The organism is Paenalcaligenes hominis, from assembly GCF_011927625.1.
In the GTDB taxonomy this organism is placed as follows: Bacteria; Pseudomonadota; Gammaproteobacteria; order Burkholderiales; family Burkholderiaceae_B; genus Paenalcaligenes; species Paenalcaligenes hominis.
Genome location: NZ_JAATIZ010000001.1, coordinates 420,688 through 443,101, shown reverse-complemented (window position 1 = coordinate 443,101; position 22,414 = coordinate 420,688). Strand labels below are relative to the sequence as shown.

Annotated in this window: 13 protein-coding genes; 8 read left to right on the top strand and 5 right to left on the bottom strand. The window is 50.3% G+C overall.

What is annotated here, in order from left to right; genetic code table 11:
* Positions 1 to 21: 21 nt before the first annotated feature.
* Positions 22 to 780: a glucosamine-6-phosphate deaminase gene (gene nagB / locus GGR41_RS02020; RefSeq protein ID WP_229711256.1), complete on the bottom strand. Its 759-nt coding sequence runs from the start codon at positions 778 to 780 to the stop codon at positions 22 to 24.
* Between the two features lie 163 nt (positions 781 to 943).
* Here nagB and GGR41_RS02015 point away from each other — a divergent pair, with 163 nt between their 5' ends.
* Together GGR41_RS02015 and GGR41_RS02010 are read left to right on the top strand one after the other, a co-directional pair.
* Positions 944 to 8,428 (top strand): type I polyketide synthase, encoded by a 7,485-nt coding sequence (locus tag GGR41_RS02015; RefSeq protein ID WP_167660415.1) that lies wholly within the window; start codon positions 944 to 946, stop codon positions 8,426 to 8,428.
* 3 nt (positions 8,429 to 8,431) lie between these two features.
* A complete protein-coding gene (locus GGR41_RS02010; protein WP_167660414.1) occupies positions 8,432 to 9,769 on the top strand; it encodes an aminotransferase class I/II-fold pyridoxal phosphate-dependent enzyme in 1,338 nt (445 codons plus the stop codon).
* Between the two features lie 475 nt (positions 9,770 to 10,244).
* Here the strand turns inward: GGR41_RS02010 and kdsA are convergent, their stop codons facing one another.
* From kdsA to GGR41_RS01990, 4 genes are all read right to left on the bottom strand, one after another.
* Entirely contained in the window at positions 10,245 to 11,087 is an 843-nt protein-coding gene (gene kdsA / locus GGR41_RS02005; protein WP_167660413.1) for a 3-deoxy-8-phosphooctulonate synthase, read from the bottom strand.
* An 84-nt stretch (positions 11,088 to 11,171) separates the two neighbouring features.
* The gene (locus GGR41_RS02000; protein ID WP_167660412.1) at positions 11,172 to 12,740 is read right to left on the bottom strand and encodes an LTA synthase family protein; all 1,569 of its coding nucleotides are present in this window, start codon (positions 12,738 to 12,740) and stop codon (positions 11,172 to 11,174) included.
* Positions 12,730 to 13,500, bottom strand: a complete 771-nt coding sequence (locus GGR41_RS01995) for an SDR family NAD(P)-dependent oxidoreductase (RefSeq protein ID WP_167660411.1) — start codon at positions 13,498 to 13,500, stop codon at positions 12,730 to 12,732. The genes GGR41_RS02000 and GGR41_RS01995 overlap by 11 nt, the downstream gene beginning before the upstream one ends.
* Positions 13,490 to 14,698, bottom strand: a complete 1,209-nt coding sequence (locus GGR41_RS01990) for a capsule biosynthesis protein (protein WP_338112374.1) — start codon at positions 14,696 to 14,698, stop codon at positions 13,490 to 13,492. Before GGR41_RS01990 ends, GGR41_RS01995 begins: the two co-directional genes overlap by 11 nt.
* A 435-nt stretch (positions 14,699 to 15,133) precedes the next feature.
* Here GGR41_RS01990 and GGR41_RS01985 point away from each other — a divergent pair, with 435 nt between their 5' ends.
* The 6 genes from GGR41_RS01985 to GGR41_RS01960 all read left to right on the top strand — a co-directional run bounded on the left by GGR41_RS01985 (position 15,134) and on the right by GGR41_RS01960 (position 22,412).
* Positions 15,134 to 16,096, top strand: coding sequence for a nitrilase-related carbon-nitrogen hydrolase (locus tag GGR41_RS01985; protein ID WP_167660409.1), 963 nt, complete (start codon positions 15,134 to 15,136; stop codon positions 16,094 to 16,096).
* 94 nt (positions 16,097 to 16,190) lie between these two features.
* Positions 16,191 to 17,132, top strand: coding sequence for a DUF6963 family protein (locus tag GGR41_RS01980; RefSeq protein WP_167660408.1), 942 nt, complete (start codon positions 16,191 to 16,193; stop codon positions 17,130 to 17,132).
* The gene (locus GGR41_RS01975; RefSeq protein ID WP_167660407.1) at positions 17,129 to 17,836 is read left to right on the top strand and encodes a TetR/AcrR family transcriptional regulator; all 708 of its coding nucleotides are present in this window, start codon (positions 17,129 to 17,131) and stop codon (positions 17,834 to 17,836) included. The genes GGR41_RS01980 and GGR41_RS01975 overlap by 4 nt, the downstream gene beginning before the upstream one ends.
* Positions 17,833 to 19,497 (top strand): thiamine pyrophosphate-dependent enzyme, encoded by a 1,665-nt coding sequence (locus GGR41_RS01970; protein WP_167660406.1) that lies wholly within the window; start codon positions 17,833 to 17,835, stop codon positions 19,495 to 19,497. The genes GGR41_RS01975 and GGR41_RS01970 overlap by 4 nt, the downstream gene beginning before the upstream one ends.
* Before the next feature lie 2 nt (positions 19,498 to 19,499).
* Positions 19,500 to 20,750 carry a D-amino acid dehydrogenase gene (locus tag GGR41_RS01965; protein WP_167660405.1) on the top strand — a complete coding sequence of 417 codons (1,251 nt, stop codon included), beginning with the start codon at positions 19,500 to 19,502 and terminating at the stop codon, positions 20,748 to 20,750.
* A gap of 69 nt (positions 20,751 to 20,819) precedes the next feature.
* On the top strand, positions 20,820 to 22,412 hold the full coding sequence (locus GGR41_RS01960; protein WP_229711254.1) for an ABC transporter substrate-binding protein: 1,593 nt from the start codon (positions 20,820 to 20,822) through the stop codon (positions 22,410 to 22,412).
* The last annotated feature ends 2 nt before the right edge of the window (positions 22,413 to 22,414 follow it).

Sequence of the window (22,414 nt, the reverse complement as noted above, 5' to 3'; positions counted from 1 at the left end):
TAAACGAAACAGCGTGGTGGTTTATACAGCCACGCCCTTGTTAAAAGCAGCGGCTGGCAAATGCTGAGCGGCTGCCTCATCCACCAAAATACGCACATTGGGGTGCGTTTTTAAAATAGACGCTGGCAAAGATTCATCGACGGCGCTGTGGTAGAGATCTGCCATAATTTGCGCCTTGTTTTCCCCCGTAGCTAGCAATAAAATTTGTTTAGCTAACATTATGTCGCCCAAGCCTAAAGTAATTGCCCGCGTCGGCATTTGGGACTTATCTGCAAAAAAACGGCTGTTATCTAACCGTGTTTGTGGCGAAAGGTCTACAACATGTACTTGACTGTCGAACGATGTGCCTGGCTCGTTAAAGCCTATATGCCCATTGGTGCCAATACCTAACAACTGCCAATCAATACCACCTAGCTGCTGAATTAAATTGTGATAGTGGGCACATTGTTGATCAAGACTGTCACATAAGCCATCAGGCAAATGAACCCGCTCTGGACTAAATGGCACTAAATCAAACAATTGCTGCTGCATATAGTAATGGTAACTTTGTGGATGCTCTGCGCCTAAGCCAATATACTCATCTAAATTAAAGGTAGATAATTGGTCCAGTGCAAGCTGCTGGTGACGCACTTGACGCACGAACTCTTTGTAGACGGGCTCCATGGTGCTGCCTGTGGCTAGGCCTAACACGGCCTTGGGATTGCGTTGAATTAATGCAACCCATTCGGCAGTCACATAGTCGGCTATGGCTTGGGGGCAAGTAAAGCGATAGAACATCATTCGTTTCAGTCTATATTAAGAATAAACACGTATTATTAATCAAAATTTCGTTACCGTGTGTATTTTTATCTAGCTATACATTAATTACTTAGCCCTATTAAATGTGCGATAATGTTAGATTCGCCCAATTAGCGTTTGTTATAGATAAATTAGATAAGTAAACATGGTTAAAAAAGTCGCTGTTATCGGATTTTCATTTCGTTTGCCCCAGCAAACTAATCAAAAGAATTACTGGGACAAACTTCTTGCAGGGCTGGACCTCGTTACACATGTCGCTCCCGATCGTTGGAGTTTCGACACCTACCTACACCCAAGCAAGCAAAACCCAGGCACCAGCTACACCATGGCTGCCGGCTCATTGGGCGATATTAGCCAGTTTGACGCGCAGTTTTTTGGGATATCCCCACGTGAAGCCGAGCTTATGGACCCGCAACAACGGGTCTTATTGCATTTAGCCTGGGAAGCCATTGAACACGCTGGGATCGCGCCGTCCGCATTACGCGGGCGTGACGTGGGCGTCTATGTGGGGCTATCAAGCAGCGACTATGCTTACCGCATGGCAGACGACATTCAAGCTGTTGACTCTTCAACCGCCACCGGCAATACCGCCAGTATTGCCGCCAACCGCTTATCGTATGCGCTAGATTTACGTGGGCCCAGTATGTCCTTAGACACCGCCTGCTCCTCGTCCTTGGTAGCGTTCCATCAGGCTTGTTTATCCATTCGCTCGGGCGAAACCAACATGGCATTGGCTGGCGGTATCAGTTTGCATCTGCACCCTTATGGGTTTGTGGGCTTTTCTAAAGCGTCCATGCTGTCGCCTACTGGCCGTTGTCAGGTATTTGATGCGTCGGGCGATGGCTACGTGCGCTCTGAGGGCGGCGGCTTGTTTTTATTAAAAGACTACGACCAAGCCATCGCCGATGGCGATCGAATCCTAGCAGTAGTTGTTAACAGTGGCGTTAACACCGACGGCCACAAACAAGGGATTACGGTCCCCAACCACCTTAGCCAAGCACAGCTTATTCAACGTACCATGAACGCTGTTGGGCTTAATGCCGATGATTTGCACTACGTCGAAGCCCATGGTACGGGCACAGCCATTGGCGACCCCATTGAAACGCGTGCCTTAGGCATCGCGCTAGGCCAAGACCGCGCCCAACCGCTGCCTATTGGCTCAGTAAAAAGCAACATGGGCCACTTAGAAACGGCCTCGGGGGCAGCAGGCTTAATTAAGCTGCTGTATGCATTTAAACATCGCCAAGTTCCCGCCACCATAGGCATCAAAGAACTAAACCCGCACATTGATTTTGTGGATCTTAATCTAGAGGTTAATCAAAGCCCTTTAAGCTTGCCCGTAGACCAAACTTTGCGCATGAGCATTAACTCGTTTGGCTTTGGTGGCTCGAATGCCCATATTATTTTAGAAAGCGCCCCCCCTACGTGCGAACCACAGCCTGTGGTTACTACTCAGCCCCTGCCCCTGCTTTTAAGCGCTAAAAGCGCAGAAAGCCTGCACAGCTACGCTAACGAACTGGCTGACTTTATTGAAAATGAGGGACATACAAACCTGTACGATGTGGCGTACCAACTATACAAACGGCGCGAGTTGCACCCTCAGCGCACCGTGTTGTGGGCCCAGACACCGGCCCAAGCCCTTGATCAATTAAGGGCTTTTTCTCAAAAACAAGCCAACTGGGCTCCGGTAGTGGCTCAGCCTTTAACCAAAGGCGACCAACCGGTTTTTGTGTTTTCGGGCAATGGCTCACAGTGGGAAGGCATGGGTCGGGCCCTATTAGAGCACCCGGTCTTTTTGAAAGCCATCCAAAGCATTGATACGCATTTTGCTAAGTACAGCACCTTGTCGCTGGAGCGCACCCTACGCGATACCGAAAAAACAGGTCAATACGCCCATACCGATGTGGCGCAACCCGCGCTGTTTGCTTTTCAAGTGGGTTTGGTTGCGTTGTTCGAGCACTATGGTGTGCGCCCAGCCGCAGTAATAGGTCACAGTGTGGGTGAAGTCGCGGCGGCGTGGGCCTGTGGCGCACTCAGCCTAGAACAAGCCGTCCAAGTTATTTTTGAGCGCAGTCGCCTTCAGGAAACCACCAAGGGCCAAGGCCAAATGACCGCAGTCAATGTCAGCGCCGACCAAATGCTAGCCTTAATTGCCGAGCACCAATTGCACCACCAAATCAGTCTAGCTGGTGCTAATAGCAGCACAGGCTGCACCATTGCAGGCCCCAGTGCCGCACTGGATCAGTTTGAACCACAACTTAAAGCTCAGGGCATTCGCTTCAAACGTTTGGATCTCGATTATGCGTTTCACAGTCCAGCTATGGATCCCATTCGCACCGAATTACTCCAGCGTTTAGCCGACCTAAAGCCACAAGCCAGTCGCATCCCCATGTATTCAGTCGTTAAAGGCAAAGTGATTGATGGTCAAACGTTGGATGCTACATACTGGTGGGACAATATCCGCGAACCCGTTCTGTTTGAACCTGCGATTCAGTCATTGGTGGCCGACCAGTTTGATCTATATATTGAAATTGGTCCACATCCTGTATTGCGTAATTATGTACAACAGGCGTGTCGCGATGCGGACCTAACAGCGCAGACGCTGATGCTCTGCCAGCGCCATAAAGAGCAACTAGAAAAAGTACAGCAGCGTATTGTAGAGGTTAAGCTGCTGGCCCCCACCCCCGATTTTGATGCCGCCTTTCCTTGTGTGGGGCAGTTTGTTGACTTGCCCCATTACGCGTGGGAACTGGAATCATATTGGCATCCTGTCACCCCCGAAGCCTACGACTTAATTCATCGTCACAAACTGCACCCCTTATTAGGGTACGCTCAGCCCCAACAAGACCATGCTTGGGAAAATCAGCTCGATACCCTGCTGTATCCCTATTTAGGCGAACACGTAGTGGGTGATGCCGTGCTTTTACCGGGCGCCGCGTTTTTAGAAATTGCTTTAGCCGCAGCTAAAGAGCACTACCAAAGCCACCATATTGCATTAGAAAACCTCACTATCAGTGCGCCATTAGTATTGCAAGAGCAACCCGCAAAAAAAGTACGAGTGCAAATCGATGAAACCGACGGCCGTTTGGTATTACGCAGTAAAACCTTGGCCCAGGACGAAAGCTGGACAGAGCACGCCCAAGCTCGGGTTGTTCAAGCCGCCAACCATCACTGGCAACACAGCGATCCTTTACACCTACCCGAACGGGCCGCCGACTTTAGTGGTGCCGAACACTACGCTCTGACTCAGCAGGTAGGCCTTAACTATGGACCGCATTTTAGTGCAATCCAACAAGGCTGGCATCTTGACGAGCAAACCATCCTTTCTGAACTGCAAGGTGACGATTACGTCGCACAAGACCTAGCTCAGTACCTACTGCATCCGGGTCTAGTCGATAGCTGCTTTCAATCCATTATTCACTTGCTAGTGGATCATCCACTTTTTGGTAAAGGGGTGGCTTTTGTTCCAGTACAACTTGAACACGCCTATGTACGCACAGACCTAGGTCGCATCCGCTATGCACGCACGCAGTTTTTACGCTTAAACCCGCATTCTTTGTGCGCCAACTTTGATTTTTATAATGCAGACGGGATACATCTGGCTCACCTAAGCGAGGTGCGCTTTAGAACGGCACGCCTGCAAAGTGCTGAACCTATTGAGCTAAGCTACTTAGATTATCAGCTTAGCCCTCGTCCCTTAACGCACACCCAAGCCCAATTTAAGACAGATGCTCTAGCCCAGCATTTGCAACACAGCTTTGATGTGATCGCTAGCTCGGCCAACTACGAACGGGTAGCTACCGAAATTGACCCTTTGCTTAATAGTCTGGCCGACCTCTACAGCAAAGAGGCGGTCTGGCAGTACCATCAACAACACCCCATCAATCGCGCCGCTTTAGCTCAACTCCAACACGAGCAACCAGAGCGCCATGCTATGCTCGCGTTAATGTTATTACGCCTAGAGCAGACCGAAGAGGTGGCGTGGCATAACGACGAACTACAAATTACTGCCCCCGAGCTGAACCCTAACGACGTCTGGTTTGAGTTATCTCGTGATTATAGCGACGCGTTTGCCTTGTTCCTTGTAGTGGCTCGAGTCGGCATGCACTTGCACGAAGCGCTAGTAGGTCAACACCAGCTTCATACGCTACGTGGCGCAACAGTGAGTCAGCCTAAACTTATAGAGGCTAGCCTAGGGGCGCACCAGCCATTAGCATTGCAACATCAATTGGCTCTGCATTTACAACAGCAAAGTCAGCAGCTACCTGCTGGACAGCGCCTACGTATTGTGGAAATCGCCCAGCAACAGCCTTGGTTTGCCGAACAAGCTCTGCATGAACTAGATGCCAATCAGTGCGACTACACTTTCTGGGACACCCACAACGATGCCTTAGAAAAAGCACAGAGCCTACAACACGAGTATCCTGCTCTCCATTGTGATGTACTCCAAGCCGATGCTTTGCCTACAGCAGGCTTTGATGTGGTTTTAATTAGTGGGGATTTTGACAGCATTCAACAAGCCGATCTCGCACTACTGGCCGCCGAACACGCCTTAGTAGACGATGGCACCTTGATGGTTTTTAGTCTGCATGCCAGTTACTGGCACTCTTTTATCCATTTAGATCAGCCTCAGCAGGGGCTTTTACCACAAGCCTACTGGCAACAACGCCTAGCACACAGCTATTTCAATGTGCAACACACACTGGAATTAGATGAAAACGCCCCTAGCGCCTATTGCCTGCTTGCTACTAAGACGGCCTCAGCAACGCCAACGGAAACCACAACTGAAGCCACTGCAGCACAGCAATGGTATGTATTAGCAGACACCCCTACTGGCGTGGCGCTTGCCGAACAGCTCACGCAGCATCTAGGGGCAGAGCACGTTATCTGTCGTACTCACTGGGATCTGGATGCGCTGCAGCCCGATCAGACTATTATTTACTTAGGCGGCCTGCAAAACGAAAGCGCTCCAGCGTTGGATGTACAGCAACAACGCTGCGCACAGCTAGCGCAATTAGTACAGCAACACCCCTACCAAAATCAAGCACTGTGGGTGGTGTGTACTAATGCAACGCCTTATGCAGTTGCTCCGCTCAGCGCGCAGTCTAGCCGTTTAAGCCAACTTAACGATGCCAGCACGTGGGGTTTTGTGCGCACGCTAATGAATGAATCCGATCGCCTACAAGTGAAAGCCGTGGATTTTGCGTGGTTAGACTCGACCGAGGCGATTGAACAAACTGCACACTGGTTGCACGATGAGCTAATCGCTCAAAGCAAAGAACAAGAAGTGGTATACAGTGCAACAGGCCAGCGCTACGCTCCACGCTTGCAGTTAGTTGAAGCGCCCAATGCCAACAAAAACACAGACCATCAAAGTGTACGTCTGGAGTTTAGCTACCCAGGCCAATTACGCAATTTACGTTGGCAACAGGTTAGCCTACCTGCACTTCAAGACCAAGACATTAAAGTGCGTATCCACGCAACGGGGCTTAACTTTCGGGATGTCATGTATACCTTGGGTATGCTTTCGGATGAAGCGGTTGAGCATGGTTTTGCTGGTGCTTCGTTAGGGCTAGAGTTTGCTGGGGTAGTCGAGTCAGTTGGAACTGGCGTCACTGACTACAAGCCAGGGGACCGAGTTGTTGGCTTTGGCTCACACAGTTTTGGTACCTACAGCATTAGCAGCAGCAGTGCCATGGCGCCATTGCCTGACTTTATTCAGTACGAAGCCGCCGCTACCATTCCTAGTACCTTCTTTACGGTGTACTACGCACTGAAGCACTTAGCCCACCTAGAAGCCGGCGAACGTGTGTTAATTCACGGCGCGGCAGGTGGCGTGGGTATAGCCGCCATTCAGCTTGCGACGTATCTAGGGGCAGAGATTTATGCGACGGCAAGCTCGCCCGAAAAACGTGATTTCTTACGTTTAATGGGTGTAAAGCACATCTACGATTCACGCTCTTTAGCTTTTGCCGATGACATCTTGCACGATACTGAAGGTGAAGGCGTGGATGTGGTGTTGAACTCGTTAGCAGGCGAAGCCGTTAATCGCAACCTACAAGTGCTACGTCCTTTTGGCCGTTTTCTTGAACTGGGCAAGCGCGACTTTTACCAAAACTCGCGCATTGGCTTACGCCCATTCCGCAATAACATTAGTTACTTTGGCATTGATGCTGACCAGCTTATGCAGGCCAAGCCAGCCCTGACTCAACGCTTGTTCCGCGAGGTCATGAGCCTAATGGCTGATGGGCAGCTCGCCCCTTTACCGTATCAGGCGTTTGATGCAAACCATATCGTGGACGCATTCCGCTATATGCAGCAAGCCCGCCAAATCGGTAAGATCGTGGTGACCTACGAGCAACCGCTACGTCATGTGCATGCGCCTGCGCTTACCAGCACACTGCAATTACGCGCCGATGCAACCTATGTGATTACGGGTGGCTTAGGTGGCTTTGGCTTACGCACCGCACAATGGTTAGTAGAAAAAGGCGCTCAACATCTACTGCTGCTTAGTCGACGTGGTGCCAGTAGCGAAGAAGCCACTCAGGCTTTGGCTGACTTCAAGGCTCAAGGTATTAATGCACAGGCCCTGGCCTGTGATGTGACGCAGGCCACAGACGTGGCAGCCGCTTTTGCCTATGCCGCAGCACACCTGCCCCCAATCAAAGGGATTATTCATGCCGCTACCGTCATTGACGACGCCTTGATTATGAACCTTAGCGAAGAACAAATTCGTCGAGTCTTAGAGCCTAAGATCAAAGGCGCTTGGCATTTACACGAGCACAGCCTACAACTGGCTGAGCCCTTGGATTTGTTTGTGGTGTATTCGTCTGCCACCACACTATTTGGTAACTTAGGTCAAAGTAACTATGTTGCAGCCAATCACTGGCTAGAGGCGTTGATGGGCTTGCGTCTACAGCAAGGGCTAGCAGCAACTAATGTACGTTGGGGGGCCATTGACGATGTGGGCTTTTTAGCGCGTCACAATCAAATTAAAGACGCGCTTAAAGACCGCATGGGTGGCGCGGCGCTACCCGCTGCCTTGGCCTTAGAGGCGTTAGAAGCCATGCTAGTGCATCAGCGCTCACATCTGGGGGTCATGGAATTAGATTGGAATGCCTTAGACCGCTTCCTGCCTACCGCCAGCAGCCCAAAATTCAGTGCTATGGCGCACTTAGCCTCCGAGTCAGAGCACGATGGTCAACGTGAAAACTGGTCTGAGCTGCTTGCCACCCTTAGCCCAGAAGCCTTACAAGAGCACGTCACGCAAATCATTAAAAGTGAAGTCAGTGAGATTCTACGTCTGCCCGTACCCCGTATTGATGCGCAACAATCTATTTACGATATGGGTTTAGACTCTCTGTTAGGTGTGGAGTTAGTCTTGGCCTTAGAAAACCGCTTTGGTGTGCGTATCCCTGTTATGTCTTTAAGCGAAAGCCCAACCATTGAACGTCTTTCGTTAAAGCTGATTGACTTACTTCAAGGCACCCATACCGAAAGTGGTCTAAGCGACAACATCCAACAAATCGTAGCGCAACACAACATTGACGTCAGCGCTGAAGCCATTGCCGAAGCCGCCCAACAATTAGAGTCGGATTTGCAGCAACCCCAGTCGCGTCTATTGCATTAATTTATGACAGAGCCAACCAAAAAACCCGGCCTTGCTGGCCAATTGAAACAAAAACTGATCCAACAAGGGCTAGAGCGCAAACTCAATAAAACGCAAAACGTGCCCTTGCGGGACCGGATCCAACAACAACTGGGCCCGCACATTCCGGAAAAGTTTTACCGTTTCCATCTACTGCCTGAGTACCAACAACTGCGCATCATGGACCAAGGTGCGCAGCAATTGGGGGTTAGCAGCCCGTTTTTCAAAATACACGAGGGCAGTGCTGGTGCCACCAGTCGCATTGGTGGGCACGATTACATTAACTTTTCCAGTTATGACTACTTAGGGCTGGCTCAACACCCTGCTGTGCGGCAAGCCGCTAAAGACGCCATTGACCAGTACGGCACCTCCGTATCAGCCAGCCGTATTGTGTCGGGCGAGCGCCCCATTCACCGCGAGCTTGAACAGCGTATTGCACAGGCCTATGGCACGGATGCGGCTTTGGTGTTTGTCAGTGGACATGCCACCAACGTCTCTACCATTGGGCATTTATTTAATCCGCGCGATCTGGTGATCCACGATGAGCTGATTCATAACAGCGTGCTCCAAGGCATTCAACTGTCTGGTGCGCATCGCCTGCCCTTTAAGCACAATGACTGGGCTCAAGTCGAACAAATCCTGCAGCAACAACGCCATCAATTTGAAAAAGTGCTGATCGTGGTCGAAGGTCTCTACAGCATGGATGGCGACTATCCTGATTTGGCTGAGTTCATTCGCATTAAACAAGAGCACTATTGCTTTTTAATGGTGGACGAAGCGCACTCCTTTGGCGTGATGGGCACGCAAGGTAAGGGTTTGGCTGAGCACTTGGGTTTGTCGACCCGTGATGTGGACATTTGGATGGGAACCTGCAGTAAAGCCCTAGCAAGTTGCGGTGGCTTTATTGCCGGGGAAAGTGCACTGATTGAGCATTTAAAATGCTTAGCGCCAGGTTTTTTATACAGTGTGGGCATGGCGCCTACGTTGGCAGCCAGTGCGTTGGCGTCATTGGACGTAATGCAAAAAGAGCCGGATCGCTTACGCCGTCTGCAGCACAATAGCCAGTACTTTTTACAGCAAGCACGCGCCGCTGGTCTGGATACGGGTTTAAGTCAAGGCTATGCGATTGTGCCTATTATTGTGGGCAGCTCAATTCGCGCGGCGCAGCTTTCTGCCCAGCTATTTGAGCAAGGGGTGAATGTGCAGCCGATTTTGTATCCTGCCGTGCCAGAGGCGCAGGCGCGCTTACGCTTCTTTATTAGCTGCGAGCATACGCAAGCGCAGATTGATGAGACGGTTCACAAAATGAAGGGCTTATTATAGTCAAGTGTTTGTGCGTCATAAACAGCTATGAGCGATTCAGCGCGGAGCGAGTGCAACGAGCGAGCACTGCCTAGCGAATGGCTGATTATGAAAGCGCGGCAACGGAATGGTAAAAGCAGACCAAGTTAGTTTGCTCTCGCATCCCACCTCAGTCTAACGCTCTCACTAGGCAGTGCTCACTCACTACGTTCGCTCCGCGCTGAACCGTTCGACCGTTAGTATGAGTTGGGGTGAGGGGAGTTAAAGTGGCAGGCTTGTAGTTGACCTAGAAGCCTTTAGATCAAGACGTCCTGAGCCCCCCATTATTAACCCCCTTTCAGTCCAACCCCCACTTTCCTCGCCACGCGTCATAAACAGCTATGAGCGATTCAGCGCGGAGCGAGTGCAACGAGCGAGCACTGCCTAGCGAATGGCTGATTATGAAAGCGCAGCAATGAAATGGTAAAAGCCCGGCAGTGGAATAACAAAAGCAAGATTAGGAAATAGCTAAGGGCTCAAAATTTTTCACTACGTCGTCGATGGCTTTGACCTGAGTTAAAAAGGGTTCAAGTAGGGAGAGAGGTAAAGCGCTAGGACCGTCGCATTTGGCTTGGTCGGGGTTGGGGTGCGCTTCAAGGAACAAGCCGGCCAATTTAGTGGCCATGCCAGCGTGAGCGAGCTCGACAATTTGCTGACGACGGCCGCCTGAGGCCGGGTCATTAGGATTACGTTGTTGTAAGGCATGGGTGACGTCAAAAATCACAGGGTGATTGTGGGTGACTTGCTTCATGACGCTAAAGCCCAGCATATCGACGACGAGATTGTCATACCCAAAGCAGGTGCCGCGATCGCAGAGGATCAGTTGATCGTTGCCTGCCTCTTTAAACTTTTCAACGATGTGTGCGGTTTGGGATGGGCTTAAAAACTGGGGCTTTTTGATGTTAATGACTTTTTGGGTTTTGGCTAGGGCCACCACCAAGTCTGTTTGGCGCGCTAAAAAGGCGGGTAATTGCAGTACATCCACGTGTTTAGCCACTATTTCAGCTTGATAGGGTTCGTGCACATCCGTAATGATAGGCACACCAAACTGTTGGCGCACTGCATCAAAAATCTGCATGCCTTTTTCTAGGCCGACTCCGCGGAAGGAGTGAATTGAAGAGCGGTTCGCTTTATCAAAGGAGGCTTTGAACACTAGCGGGATATTAAGCTTTTGGGTGACCTCAACAAAATGCTGGCATACCTGTAAAGTTTGCTCTGTGTCTTCTAATACATTTAGCCCACCAAACAGCACAAAGGGCAGGTGGTTGGCGACGTGAAGGTTTTGTATTTGAACAATCATCGTATCCCTTTAGGCATGACCTACGCATGCCATATGTAATAAGTTAGTTAATACGCCGCTAGGCGTGTGTCTATACGACGGATATTAACGGTGTTGACGCGAGCTAGCACTGATTTCCTTTGGCGCTTGGCCCGTAGTCAGCCCAGAGTCTGCATTAAAGCCCATAAACGATAGAAACGCGGGCCCTAACTGGGCTGCAGTCAGGCTATCGCTTACAGAGGCCTGGGGATGATCTACCGTGCTGTCGGTACGCCATAAAAGGTAATCAGTGCTGCCGTCCGGCTCGCCTAATTGTTGATAGACGCCACTCATAATAGGCACATGGTCACCAAACATACACAGCCCCGCTGGGCGTGGGGAAGCAGCTAGAGCCTGCTGCAACTGCTGCAATAGCTGATCGGTATGTTGAATATGGCGCACATAGGGAAGCAAATCCTCGGCCCCCTTGGGAACGGGCTGTTGCATCAACGCCTTGGCCTCGTTGGCGCTGACGGTTTCCCAATGCAAAGGCCCATGATTTTCCATGGTAATAACATGCACAAACACCGGCTGCTCTGTGTGTGCTTGCACCAGTTCGGTGACTTTGCGCCCTAGGGCCGCATCCGACACATAGGCCCCAAAATAATCGTCTTTAGTAAACGCACGAATATCAATGAACTCATCAAAACCTAACAACGGCATGGCGGTATTACGACGATAAAACGAGGCCGCATACGGATGCACACAAATGGTTTTATAACCTATGGATCGTAAATAATGCGCTAGGCTGGGTACACAATGCTTTGCTAAACGACGATACGGGTTGAATTGGTGTACGCCCAATAACGAGGGCTCTAGCCCTGACAACACCGCGTATTCCGTGCGTACGGTATTTGCCCCCCACGATGGTACCTGCAGCACACCGCACTGCCCCGCTGCAGCCATCTGATCAAACTGCGCTAGCACCTGCGGCTGTATGTAGTCTGCATAATAACGACGCGGATCAAAAAAGGATTCGCTTTGCAATAGCACCAAATGCGGTAACACAGCAGGAGACTGCCAAGCCTGCGCAAAAGGGGCTTGCTGGTGCAAGTCTAATACCTGACGCTCGGCCTGCGCATAGCGCCACAAAGCAGGCGTAAAGCCCATTTGCTGTATATCGGCACTAGGCTGCCAACTGGGTTGAGCACGAGCTAGCGCGCCACCTAAAAGCAGAGCTACCGCCCCCGCCCCAGCAAACAACAGCACGGCGGTGGGCCACTGACTGTAAGCCGACTCAAAATAAAACGCCAGTGCCGCTGCCGCACCATAAATGGCAAAACCCAACACCGTATTAGCTATACCAAAAAAAGGTAAATACAACCGAGGGTGCTTGATGGCATCCCAAAAATACTCGGTATCGGTATAAAAAAAGGGTTCGCGTAAAAAACGCTGCTTCATATTGCTAATAATAATCAACAGCAACTGCAGACCAAGCAAATTAAACAGGGCAAACCAAGGACGTTGAAACAACAACATCTCGAAAGCAAAGCCCATCAACCACAACCCGGCATGTACACAGAAATGTCGCAGATGACGCATCAGGCGCGGACGCGGCTTGACCGCATAATCCAACACTAGCGATACCTTGTAACCCAACATCGCCAAAGCAATTAGGGCAAAATTAATGCTCATAATCTAAACGACGCAAAATCCATGCGGAAACCGAAGGGTGCAACACGCTTAACCCCCAAGTGCCAAAATTCAAAGGAAACGGAAAACTAATACGTGGCGGATTTTTACGCAGACGCTTTTGAATGTAGGCGGCAGCCTTGGGGGCAGCCCATAAAAACGGCTTTGGTCCAGGCATGTCTTCACACATTTTAGAGCTGACATAGCCTGGCATGACAACGGTCAAACGTACACCCTGAGGAGCCAACCAGTCGCGCATGCCCTCGCCATACACTTTTACCGCGGCTTTGCTTGCGCTATAGCTGGGCGTAACAGGCAAGCCTCTATAGGCAGCTAACGAACTCATCAGCACTATTTGCCCCTGCGCTCGAGCGCGCATACTAGGCAGCACCCCATGCACGGTCGCAAACACGGCGTCCACATTAATCCGTAGCAACTGACGAATCTCGTCCCACTGCTCGCCGGCATTGTCCTCGCCATGATTAATGTTGACGCCCGCATTGGCAAACACCAAATCCACGGGGCGCTGCGCACAAAAATCCATTAACCACGTGCGCCAGCCCTCGGTATCGCTTAAATCAAAACGCACGGTTTCCACCTGCGCCCCTAGCTGTTGACATGCCTGCTGAATGCCGACTAATAGATCGGGATTACGCCCTTGCAACACTAAAAACACACCCGGTGCGGCATACGCAATGGCCAAGGCGCGCCCGATGCCTCCGGTAGCGCCTGTAATTAAAACCGTCTGAGGTTTAGGGGACATAATTCATCTCGATAAAAGACTGAGGCGCCAACAGTGCTGGCACCGCCTGCTGCACAGCCATACGCATACCTGCTGAGGTATAAAAACCACCATTTAGCTGCGTCGCATGAATCACCACATTACGAAAATGGTGAAATAAATTCATATTAGGGCGCTGTGAATCGCACCAAAACTGATCCAACGCGCCGTCGTAGCTTAGCCCCGCTATATCGTAAATGGCCTCGCCAAGCACTTTAGTAGGTAAAGCATGGTAGAGCGCTGAAGCCCCCACCGTACTATTGACAGTGACCACCCCAGTGGCTTGCCCCAATAGGGTTGGCATGGCCCCCGTCTGCAAAAACACCACACGATCAGCAAGATCATAGTGCTGCGCCAAGGCAGACGCATTTTTTTCATGATTAACTAGCCCCATATCTAGCGGGTGGTTTTTAATCACCAATACCGTGTCAGATGGCGCATGCTGCGCAAAGGACGCCAACACGGTATCCATGACCTGATACATGTTTTCAAAAGGCGAGTGACAGCGAATTTGCGCGTCGGAGTCCAACTGCAAAGGCAATAAATAAAATGCTTTGTCTTGGGCTAAAAAACGCCCAATGGTTTTGCTGTCTTGGGCTTGGCGCCGCACTATGCTTTGTTTGATCTGCTTTGCCAAATACGGCCAGTATTCCTGCCATGCCGTATGTGGGGCATGGTATTGGTACTGCGGAAACTGCCAACGATTAGCCAAGCTACAGAAATGGTAGGCCACATCAAACCAAGCGCGCATATAAAACGACGACCTAAACGATAAGCCATTACGGTAATTTGGCACCAACGGCCCCCACTCCTGATACCACAAGGGGTCTTTGGGTAACGCTGAGTTAGCATTGACACCGCCCCGCTCTAGCGTAAACCAATAGGGACGAAAATACCCCTCTTCAAACACATGAACCCGCACCCCCAACTGCTTTGCAATCTGGATGGCGGCTTGATGTACGGGACGCTCGTCACCGAACAACACCACATCGGTCACCGTGTGTGTTCTATAGAACTCGGCCACAAAAGCCGTCATTTGGTCCGCCGGCAACGTACAGCTATGCGCATTACCATTGCGACGCCAAAATACCTTGTCACCCACCGTAAAATTTAACCGCAATACACCATGCCCTTGTTTTTTCAAGGCCTCGGCCAAATCAGCAAAAAAGGGCGAATTCACGCCCTGAAGAAAAAGAAATTGGTGATTCACGTAACTAATTTATAAAAGCAACTCTACATTAAGACGGCTATTTTACGTCTTTTCGTAGTTAATTAGGGGTTAATGAAGCTAAGTTTTACGGAATCACGCTTTTGCTTGACATCAAGATGAAATAAAAAGCGCCCACCCCGCTTTTTTATCTGACACCCATACGCGAGCAAAGCCTTGTCTAGCCTGCCTTAAACGATAAAACCTGAATTTTCTAATTGTAGGTAGAATGAATTAGCCTAAGCGTTAGCCTCAGAGATCTGTGCTTGATACGGTAGGTTTGTCGGTCGACCTGTGAGCGGTGATAACCAGCCAATGGGGCCCCACCCCAAAAAAAGCAAATCCCTAAAGGCTAAAGCGCCTGGTGAAGCTGTATTACTCGTAACCACTCAACCACAGAAGAGAACAATGACACCTGTAATCACGATAGCTGGCGCTCAGATGGGAGCCACGCAAAAAAACGATACCCGAGAAAGCGTGGCCCAACGCATGCAGCATCTTATAGAGCAAGCCGCTAAACGAGGCGCGCAATTGATCGTCTTTCCTGAGCTTTGTTTAACGCCTTTCTTTCCACGCTGGTATTACGAAACGTTGGAAGAAGCCGACCAATGGTTTGAAGACCAATGGCCACCGCGAGGACTTGAAAACGCACTACAAAAAGCCAAAGACCTAAATATTATGGTCCAGATTTCCTACGCCGAAAAAACCTTGGACAACCACCGCTACAACACAGCTAGTCTTATTTCTAGCGCCGGCGAACACCTTATGAAATACCGCAAGATCCACCTGCCCGGCCATGCCGACTATATTCCCGAACGCCCTTTACAACACTTAGAAAAACGGTATTTTGAAGTTGGAAACTTGGGTTTTCCGGTAGAGCGTTTTTATTTAGAAAACGTAGGCGAATTCAACCTTGGGATGCTGCTTTGCAACGATAGACGATGGCCCGAAGCATGGCGCGTTTTAGGTTTACAAGAAGTGGATATTGTATTGATTGGCTATAACACGCCTGTAGCAAACCTTGATGTTACCCACCATCAGCCCCCACATCTAAAAGTCATGCAATCTAACCTAAGCGTGCAAGCCGGCTGTTATCAAAACAACTGCTTTGGTGTGTCCGTTGCCAAAGCAGGCGTTGAAGACGGTCACGCTATGTTTGGTAGCTCCATTATCGTCAACCCCTTTGGGGAAATTATTGCGCGCTCCTCGACGTGGCACGATGAGCTCATCATTGCCGACTGCGACTTATCCTTGTGCCAAGTAAATCGCGCTTCTACCTTTAACTTTGAAGCCCATCGCCGTCCCGAGCACTATCAGCGTATCGTCGAGCAAACTGGCAGCATTCGTCCCAAAAAAGTCGTTCAAGCTTAAGGGAATTTACTAATAAAACTCGACTACTCATACCTGCTACATGATGCTAGCATTTAAATGTGACCACTTGGTCACCTTTATGGAGCATAATGGCATGACGATAGGAATAGCTGCTGTAGGGCCTCACGCTGTATCGGTAGTGATAGATGCTTTACGCGCTACAGAAACCCTTGGTGCGGGGGCCATCGGCGGCTTTGCGGTACTAACCGTTATGGATCACAACGGCGTCACTCACTCTTGTGAAACGCAAGAGGGTGGCTCTACACAACTAGTAATCCCAGACTCATGGCTAGGCTATGAGCGTGCGGCTCTTATTTCTAGTGGTCCTCATCGCCCTACCCCGCTTAGCCAGTTTTTAGCTAGTCAAAACCACGTAGGTCTTGTCACCGGGCATCGCCTGCCCAACCGTGAAGTCAATGGCGCACCGCTTAATAAAACGGCTTTACAGCAATTAGCGCTGGGGCAAACCGCGCAGGAAGCGGTCACTATTGCGTTAGATGCCGACCCCGAGTGTGATGCAGGTTTAATTGCGTTAAGCGCAACCGGTGCACTTGCCTTGGCAAACAGTGCTCGGGTTCAAAGACGGCTTGATGTGTATACCGCAATGCATCAGCATGGCGACAGCAGCATAGCGTTGCTGATGAACTCAATTGCTTTTCCTGCCGTTGTAATGCGTACAGATCCGGCAACCTTAGTCGCTCAAATCGCGAGTCAGCGCTTCAATGCGCAAACTGCACCGGCCACGTTTTCTTTGGTGTCTATTGATGCACATTGCCAGTTAACCCAAGCAGACCATGACGTAATCGTAGTCCACGCCAGCGCCCGACGTGTACTGCGTATTGTTAGTGCTGATCAGTCGTTAAGTAATGCACGTGGACGCCGCACCATCATTCAAAACGGCACACCAGTGGTAGACACCGAAGGCGCTTTTCTAGGCGTAAGTTACAACGACGTCATCGCCAACGTAACCCTTTGTGCCTTAGACCCGCAGACCCATTTTTCGTCCTTAGGACTTGTTATAGGACCGCAACCATGACCTTATCCCGCAGAGAAAAAACAGAACAACGAATTATGCAAGCGCTTGAAGATCAAATACGCGCAACCGGGATGGTGGGAGTGGGCATAAACGCTATTGCAGAGCGCGCAGGGGTTAGCAAAGAACTGATTTACCGATACTTTGATGGACTGCCGGGCTTAATGATGCAATGGATGAAAAACCAAGACTTCTGGACCAGCAACTCCTCAACCCTCCGCGACCCTAGTGCAGAAACCAACACTCCTAAAGAGCTCATTTTAAAGATGCTGCGGGCGCAAATTAGCGCTTTGCAAGACAACGATGCGCTTAAAGAAATACGTAGATGGGAATTAATCGAACGCAATGAGGTCAGCGGCCAGCTGGCTGAGCGTCGTGAAATGGCGGCGCGCCCTTTTATTGACGAGCTAGCTGCCTTGAACGATGAAATGGACGTGCCTGCCATGGTGAGTGTGATGTTGGCTGGCGTATTGTATTTGTCCTTACGCGCCAAAACGGAAAGTCAGTTTTTGGGGGTGCCATTGCGTACCTCCGAGGGCTGGAAACGCATTGATAACGCACTCATCCAACTGACTCAAAGCCTGCCAGCGGAATTCCAAAACACCACGTTAAAAGAATTACGAGCTCATCACCCCCAGACAGAGACCAATGTAAAAAATCCCTCTGGCTCTGACTCACTACCCAAACATAATGAGGCATCAGAATGACAATTCGCGCAGCAGATTTATTAGTGCAATGCTTAGTCGCTCATGGGATTGACCATGTTTATTGTGTACCCGGTGAAAGCTACCTAAGCGTTTTAGACAGTTTAGTGGATGAGCAGAGTATTCAGGTGATCACCTGCAGACACGAAGGGGGAGCAGGTTTTATGGCACTAGGCGATATGCGATTACGTACAACGCCAGCAGTATTAATGGTCAGTCGTGGCCCGGGGTGCATGAATGCCGCCATTGCCATTCACTCGGCGCAACAAGATGCGGCGCCACTGGTGGTTTTTATTGGTCAAGCCGAACGAGAAAACCTACGACGTGACGCCTTTCAAGGCATGAACTATGAACGCGTATTTGTAGATGTAGCCAAGTGGGTGGTCGAAGTGAACGACCCTAATCAGCTAGCCGATACGGTGTGTATGGCATTTAAAATAGCACAGGCGGGTACGCCAGGCCCTGTGGTCATTTCGTTGCCGGAAGACATGCTAGAAGAACACTGTAACAGTGCGGCTTTCTACCCAAGACAGGTAGTCAAAAGCACATTGACTTTGGCAGATACCGAAGCCATTTTACAAAGTCTATCTACAGCCAAACACCCCTTAATCATAGCGGGTGGCCTACTCAAAAGCCAAGACGGCAAAGCGGCGTTACTGCAGTTTGCCGAGCAGTTTTCATTACCCGTTGCCACTACAGTGCGTCATGCCGATCTGTTCCCTAATGGCCATCCATTGTTTGCAGGTCATCTTACTGTAGGCTTACCTGCCGATTTGGCTACGATCTACGAAAAAATAGACTTAATTATTGCCGTAGGCACACGTCTGGGCGATGTTACTACTCAATCGTTTGCTTTTCCCGCCGCCCCTAAAGCGGCACAAAAACTGATTCATATTTGGCCCGATGCAGAAGTTGTAGGACGGTATAGACAGACGGATATTGGTATAGCGGCTGACCCAACCAGTGTACTGCGTAGCTTATGCCAAAATGCAGCGCCAACCACGGCATGGAATGAGTGGACCGCTCAATTGCACACCACAGTAAGTGAACTGCGCCACTGGCAGACCCGACCTGATGCGGAGGATGGCGTTATTTTTGGCAATATCGTGGCTCAAGCAGACCAAATGCTACCCGAAGACGCCATTCTTTGTTTGGATGCTGGGAATTTTGGTGGGTGGGTACAACGCTTATTTCGATTTTCCCCTACGCGAAAACTGATTGGTCCGTCCTCTGGTGCAATGGGCTATGGTGTTCCTGCTGCCGTCGCTTGCGCATTACTAGAGCCAGAAAAAAAGGTGGTGTGTTTTGTGGGCGACGGCGGTTTTCTTATGACCGGCAGCGAACTGGCCACGGCTCAACAGTTTGGTGCAGCCCCCATTATTATCATTTCAGATAACAGCGCCTACGGCACCATCCGCATGCACCAAGAGCTGCATTTTCCAAAACGTAAAAGTGCTACAACGTTGCTGAATCCCGATTTTGTCGCTATGGCAACCGCCTATGGTGCTAATGCTTTTCTAGTAGAGCAAAGCGATCAGTTTGCCTCTGCGCTGGAGCAAGCCTTACACAGCAATCAGCTGTGTGTGATTGTGGTACGCACCAGTCTAGAGCACATCTCTGTAAACGCTACCATTTCACAACTACGCCACGTCGACTCGGAATAACCATGACCCATTTTCTTGTTATTGGTGCAGGAATTGTTGGCTTGGCCACGGCTTATGAGCTACGGCAAAAAGGCTTTGAGGTGACTGTGGTCGAGGCTCAGTCTCAAGCTGGCCAAGAAACCAGCAAGGCGAATGGCGCTCAGCTTAGTTACAGTTTTGTGAGCCCCTTAGCCAGCCCTGCAGTCGTCAAGTCACTGCATAAGCTACTGCTAGACCGTCATGGCGCGCTACGTATTCGCCCCCATGCAGACGGCCAACAACTTCACTGGTTATGGCACTTTCTAAAGGCCTGCTCTGCCTCTAAAAGCCGTCAAACCTCTGAAGACCTACTGCACTTAGGCGCCCTCAGCAAAGACGTCTTAACCGCCCTACTGCAGCAGCACCCAATTGCGTTCTCGCATAACCAAAACGGCAAGCTCCTTGTGTTTGAATCCAGCGCTGCGCTTGCCGATGCGCGAATTCAAGCTGAGTTTTTGCGTAGCCATGGTGTCACACAAACCGAATTAACGGTAGAACAAACCTGCGCGCTAGAACCCAGCCTGCATCCCATTAAACACCGCATCCACGGCGCCATTTTCACTCCATCCGAGCAAGCAGGCGACTGTGAAGCCCTATGCCTTGGGCTTAGTGAGGTCTTAGCGAAGCAAGGCGTTAACTTTCGCTATAACACGCCCTTAACTCGCTTGGAAACTACTCCAACCGGAGGTATTCAAGCCTATACGCATCAGGAAGCTATACCAGCAGACGCTATCGTACTGGCCAATGGTATGGGGGCCCAAGCCCTAGCAAAAAACGTAGGTCTAAATCTGGGCATTTATCCATTACGTGGCTACTCATTGACGTATGCCGTCAACGATACTAGTGGCGCACCACAAACCAGCGTTAGCGACATACGAAACAAGGTTGTTTATGCACGGATCGGTGACAAGCTTCGTGTGGCTGGCATGATCGATATTGGTATTAATGACCCACAAACTATAGAAGACCGCACTCACACCTTAAAAGCACAAGTACAGGAATTTTTGCCCGCCTTAAAACCTTTGCATTCCCCTGTTTTTTGGAGTGGGCAGCGTCCGGCCCGTCCTGATAGTAAACCCGTGATCGGACGCACCTCCATCCCCAACCTGTTTGTGAATGCAGGCCATGGTGCGCTTGGCTTTACTCTTGCTTTTGGTTCAGCACGTTTATTAGCCGATGCAGTAGCCCAAAGCACCCAACCCCATTCACAGCTTGCTGCACGTTTTGAATTATAAAAATAGACCTTTTTATTACCCAGCTGCTCTACACACTACGCAGACTGGAGTAAGCCCTAGGAGACAAACATGAACACACACTACAAAAGACATTTTATGGTCCCCAATGTAGTCAAACACATCACCACTGCAGCTTTACTTTCGTTGCCGATCTTAGCCTCGGCCACTACAGTGACAGCGGTGATGCATGCTGACTTACGCGTCATGGATCCTATATTTAGCACCGCCTTTTTAACACGCGATCATGGGTATATGATCTACGACACCCTATTAGGGATGGACGAAGAGTTTAAAATACGCCCCCAAATGGCCGACTGGAAAGTCAGTGAAGATGAAAAGCAGTACACATTTTCCTTACGGGAGGGTCTACGTTGGCACGATGGTACACCGGTCACCTCTGAGGACTGCATTGCCTCAATTAACCGTTGGATGAGTGTGGACTCCACCGGCCAAGTCTTAAAGTCAATGATCACCACCATAGAGGCCATTGATGACAACACATTTACCATCACTTTAGCCGAACCCAGCGGACTCTTACTCTCAGGTCTAGCCAAGCTCAGCTCCAGACCTGCTTTTATGATGCCTAAAACCATCGCAGAGACGCCTGGGAGCCAAGCCATCACCAAACTGATTGGTTCGGGTCCGTTTAAGTTTGTCAGCGAAGAGTTCCGACCTGGCGTAAAAGTGGTGTATGCGAAAAATACCGACTACGTGCCACGCGCGGAGCCCGCTAGCTGGACCTCGGGCGGTAAAACCGTGAATGTGGACCGCGTTGAATGGGTCACCATGCCCGACCCCATGACGGGGGTGAATGCATTGCTTAATGGTGAAGTCGATCTACTGCAACAGGTGCCGTTGGACTTGCTACCCTTGCTTGAAACAAATAACGAAATAAAAGTAGACACCATCGACGAACTAGGTAACTGGACATATCTACGCTTTAATCACTTACACCCACCGTTTGACAACCCGCTTATACGTCAAGCAGCTATGTTAGCCATTGACCAGCAACAAGTGTTGGATGCATTAATAGGCAACGCGGATTATGCTCAACCCTGCGCTGCTGTATTGGGTTGTGGCAACCCATTTGAAAGCGACTACCGCCAAGACGACATCATTAAACCGCAATTGGACAAAGCCAAAGCGCTACTTCAGGAAGCGGGCTACGACAACACCCCCGTGGTCATTTTGCATCCTACAGATATGGCAACTGTTTCTGCACAACCTGTAGTGGTAGCCGATGCACTGCGTAAAGCCGGCTTTACCGTGCAGTTAAAAACCATGGATTGGCAAAGTGTAGTCATGCAACAAGGCAATCAGGCTGCGCCAACCGAAGGGGGGTGGAACATTTTTTCTACGTACTCCACGTTAGCTACCAGTGGCGACCCCTTTGGCAATACAACACTGGCAGCAAATGGCAAACAGGCTTGGGCCGGTTGGCCTGATGTGCCTGAAATAGAAGCACTGCGCAAGCAGTTTGCGCTTGCGTCAAGCGAAGCAGACCGGAAACGCATTGCTTTAAAGATCAACGAGCTGGCTCTTGACCAAGGCGTGGTTATGCCCTTGGGTCAATTTACTATTCCTGCTGCTTATCTCTCTACGCTGCGTGACGTCCCGCATTCGCCTATCACTGCCTTTTGGTCTTTAACCAAATCTAATTAGGG

What these genes read in the sequence shown, in the direction of transcription:
- nagB (WP_229711256.1), bottom strand. Translation starts at nt 780, where the DNA reads ATGATGTTCTATCGCTTTACTTGCCCCCAAGCCATAGCCGACTATGTG.
- GGR41_RS02015 (WP_167660415.1), top strand. Translation starts at nt 944, where the DNA reads ATGGTTAAAAAAGTCGCTGTTATCGGATTTTCATTTCGTTTGCCCCAG.
- GGR41_RS02010 (WP_167660414.1), top strand. Translation starts at nt 8,432, where the DNA reads ATGACAGAGCCAACCAAAAAACCCGGCCTTGCTGGCCAATTGAAACAA.
- kdsA (WP_167660413.1), bottom strand. Translation starts at nt 11,087, where the DNA reads ATGATTGTTCAAATACAAAACCTTCACGTCGCCAACCACCTGCCCTTT.
- GGR41_RS02000 (WP_167660412.1), bottom strand. Translation starts at nt 12,740, where the DNA reads ATGAGCATTAATTTTGCCCTAATTGCTTTGGCGATGTTGGGTTACAAG.
- GGR41_RS01995 (WP_167660411.1), bottom strand. Translation starts at nt 13,500, where the DNA reads ATGTCCCCTAAACCTCAGACGGTTTTAATTACAGGCGCTACCGGAGGC.
- GGR41_RS01985 (WP_167660409.1), top strand. Translation starts at nt 15,134, where the DNA reads ATGACACCTGTAATCACGATAGCTGGCGCTCAGATGGGAGCCACGCAA.
- GGR41_RS01980 (WP_167660408.1), top strand. Translation starts at nt 16,191, where the DNA reads ATGACGATAGGAATAGCTGCTGTAGGGCCTCACGCTGTATCGGTAGTG.
- GGR41_RS01975 (WP_167660407.1), top strand. Translation starts at nt 17,129, where the DNA reads ATGACCTTATCCCGCAGAGAAAAAACAGAACAACGAATTATGCAAGCG.
- GGR41_RS01970 (WP_167660406.1), top strand. Translation starts at nt 17,833, where the DNA reads ATGACAATTCGCGCAGCAGATTTATTAGTGCAATGCTTAGTCGCTCAT.
- GGR41_RS01965 (WP_167660405.1), top strand. Translation starts at nt 19,500, where the DNA reads ATGACCCATTTTCTTGTTATTGGTGCAGGAATTGTTGGCTTGGCCACG.
- GGR41_RS01960 (WP_229711254.1), top strand. Translation starts at nt 20,820, where the DNA reads ATGAACACACACTACAAAAGACATTTTATGGTCCCCAATGTAGTCAAA.